Origin of the sequence: Sphingomonas endophytica, from assembly GCF_001476895.1 — a bacterium.
In the GTDB taxonomy this organism is placed as follows: Bacteria; Pseudomonadota; Alphaproteobacteria; order Sphingomonadales; family Sphingomonadaceae; genus Sphingomonas; species Sphingomonas endophytica_A.
Genome location: NZ_LDTB01000066.1, coordinates 1 through 3,322, shown reverse-complemented (window position 1 = coordinate 3,322; position 3,322 = coordinate 1). Strand labels below are relative to the sequence as shown.

Genomic DNA, 3,322 nt, shown 5'->3' with positions numbered 1-3,322 from the left:
CCAGATGCCTGGTCCACCGGCGATCCGGACAGCGATGATGACGATGACTAAGCCGAATCTGTAAAACGCCCTGTAAAACGCCAGATCGGGACGAAAAATAACCCATACTTCTCAGCATGGTACCGGAGATTTTGTCTCCCTGACCTTATGGCTCATAACCTGAAGGTCACAGGTTCAAATCCTGTCCCCGCAACCATCTTGACTTGTCGCACCTCGGAAGCTTCTGCTCCCGGGGTGTTTTTGCGTCCGCCCGCCTGGCTGATCGTCAGCATCGCGGCGAGATCGCCGGTCATCTCCACACGCAACACCCCGTCCACCGGCGTCAGCACGATGCGCTCGATGAGCCCGCGGATGAGCTCCTGCGCCTGCGCGCGGCTGGCTTCGCTGCTGTAGGCCGCGAGAAGGTCCTCGACCTTATCGCGGTATACCTGCGCCAGCTTCGGATGGAAGAGGGCAGGGACAGACGGCTCGGCGGTCTGGCTGAGCAGGTCCTCGAGCTTGGCCTTGCGGCGGCCCAGGCGGTTGAGCTCGTCGCGCACCAGCGTCGCGTCCACCCCGTTCAGGATGGCGTTGGTTAGCCGCTGGATACCGGCCTCGACGCCCTTCAGTTCCTGGCGGTGCGCCGCGCCATCGCGGTCGCGCTCGCGGGCCAGCCGGTTACTCTCAGCCACATACTCCGCGACGAACGCCTCGATGACGTCGGGCCGGAGCATGTCGTCCTTCAGCGCCGCGAGCACTTGCTCCTCAAGCTCGCCGATGCGGATCGTGAGATTGTTGCTGCACCCGGCCTCGCCGTAGTTGCTGCGCGCGTGGCAGCCCGAGCGCAGCTTGCCGACCTTGCCATAGTTCGAGCCACATACCCCGCAGGTGACCTTGCCGGTCAGCAGATATTTGGGGCGCTGCCTGGCCCAGAACGGCGTTACCTCGGGGCCGTGCGGGCAGGCGGTCTGTTCCTGGCGTGCCTTCACCTTCGCCCACAGCTCGTCGCTGACGATGCGCAGATGCGGCACCTCGGCGGTCTTCTTCACGCCCTCGGCGGTCGCGAAGGCGTGGCGCTTGCCCGTCTCCGGGTCCTTGCGGAACGTTTGCCGTTGATGCTCCGGGCGACCGACATAGGCCTGGTTGTTGAGGATGCCGGTCCCGCGCTTTTTGTTGCCGTTGATGGTCGAAGCCGACCACTTCCCACCGCGCGGGCCCGGCACGCCGCGGCTGTAGAGGTCGGCGGCGATGTCCTTGGCCGAACGCCCGGCGGCATATTCTTCGCAGATCCACACGATGTTTTCTGCCTCGGTCGGGTTCACCTTGAGGTGGCCGGGGATGCGGTCGCCGCGTGCATCGAGCTGGAAGTCGAGATCGTAGCCATAGGCGCGGCCGCCGGTATTCAGGCCCTTCATGTGCCGGTCGGCGAGCGCATCGCGGGTCTTGCGCGACGTCGCCGAGATCTGCTCGGCATTCATCGTTCCCTTCATGCCGACATGCAGCCGCGTGATCTCGCCCTCGGCCACGGTCACCAACCGGATGCCGAGGAACTGCAGCCGCTCGAAGACCTTGGCGGTATGTGATTGCGCGCGCGACACCCGGTCGAGTTCGTCGGCCAGCACCACATCGACCTCGCGGCGCTCGCAGGCGGCGAGCAGTGCCTGGATGCCGGGGCGGTTGAGCGTCGCGCCGGATATCGCCTCGTCCGCCCACGCCCCGACTTCCTGCCAGCCGGCTTTGGCGACATACGCCCGCATATTGCCGTTTTGGACTGCGATGGTCTCGGGCTTCTGCATGTCGGTCGAGTAGCGGGCGTAGAGTGCGACCCTCATCACTTCACTTCTCCATCGCTGCGGCTGGCGGGGGCAAGATGAGTCCGCGCGAGATCGCGCGCAAGCAGTCTGGCGAGCGCCAATGCGGCGGTATGACGTGCCGATTCGGGAGTGGGGGAGGGTGGCGCGGGGCGGGCATGGTGTTCCATCCACCAGTCCACAGGACACAAGCATCGTCCAACCCACGCGCGTGGTGAAGAAAAGTGAAGGGCCGGCAACCGTCTCCGGCTGCCGGTCGCATCGCGTCACATGCCCATGCCGCCGTTCATCGCGCGGCTCGCCACCAGGCTCAACTTTTTCACCGGCGGGGTCCAGGTCGTGCGGTCGAGCAGCACGCGCCCGCCGTCGGTATGGCGGCGACCCAGGCGGACCAGATCCTCGTCGCTGAAATCACGATCGTGGCCATCCAGCCGGTACCGGGCGATCAGATGGCCCTCCGGTCCGCGGAACGCATGCGTCTCGGCGATCGTCATCGCGCTGGCGGTGTCGTATCCGGGTGCGCTAACCCGGACACGCTCGCCGGGATGCGCGACCTGCGACTCAAGTGCCGCCAGTTCGTCCGGCTCGAAGCCGGCACGCCCGCGTTTGCCGAAATAGATGATCGGCGGCGCCGGCTGCGGGTAGCGGGCGCGATAGTCCTGCAGCACTGACGTCGCCTCGGCTAGCGCGACGCGACTGGAAGCCTCACGCGCCTGCCGCTCCGCCCAGCTTGCCGCGCCCGCAGCCGTCTCGCCTTGCGGGTGGACGAAGCCATGGGCGGCCGCGCGCTGCTCGGCCATGCGACCACTGGCCGCGACGTTACCCTCGACCAGCGAGTCGTTGAAGCGGTGAAGATCGGCATCCAGTTTCGTGCCGAGATCCAGCGACACGGCACGGCGCGCGGCGTCGCGCACCTGCTCGTGCAGAGCCTGTGGGCGCAGGTGCGGCTCGTCGCGAGCGCTCAGATGTGAAAGGCCGCAGTCTTCCAACGCCCGCATGGCGCGTTGCCGGGCTACGCTGCCGGCCGAGGTGCTGCCGGCCGCCGCAAGACGATCGCTCGTCAACGCCCAGTCGATAAGGATCATGCGAGCGCTGTCGACGATGGTCGCGGCGTGCTCCTCCCCGGCTGCCAGCGCATCGAAGTGGCGACCGGCTGCGCTCGCGAGGACCTCATGTTCCTTGCGCCAGCCACGCTGGCTCAGGAACTCGCAGATGTACCGGCTCGTCAGGTTGACGGCCTGCTCATCCCAGCTGTTTGCGCGGCTCCGCGATGTCTTCATCGTTTCCAGCCGGTCCAGCACGGCCTCACCGGCGGCGGTCAGATATTCGTGCAGAACCGGCTCGAGCACGCGCTCGAAATTCCTCTGCGGAAAGACCCTCGCCAACGCTTCGCGGTCTGCGGCCTCGGCGCAGCGCCACCATTCGCCGTCCGGGCATGACGAGGGAGCGACGATGCGGCCGGCTTTCACGTCAGCGGCGCGCGCGGCGAGGGCGCGGTCGGCTGCGGAACTGGCACCGTCAAACCAAATGCA

General features: G+C 66.6%; 2 protein-coding genes. Both read right to left on the bottom strand.

Features of this window, described 5'->3' with window-relative positions:
- Positions 1-152: 152 nt before the first annotated feature.
- The gene (locus NS334_RS14400; protein WP_275044691.1) at positions 153-1,811 is read right to left on the bottom strand and encodes a recombinase family protein; all 1,659 of its coding nucleotides are present in this window, start codon (positions 1,809-1,811) and stop codon (positions 153-155) included.
- 245 nt (positions 1,812-2,056) lie between these two features.
- Positions 2,057-3,322, bottom strand: a 1,266-nt coding sequence (locus NS334_RS18700; RefSeq protein WP_193753113.1) for a hypothetical protein, incomplete at its 5' end; no start/stop codon positions are given.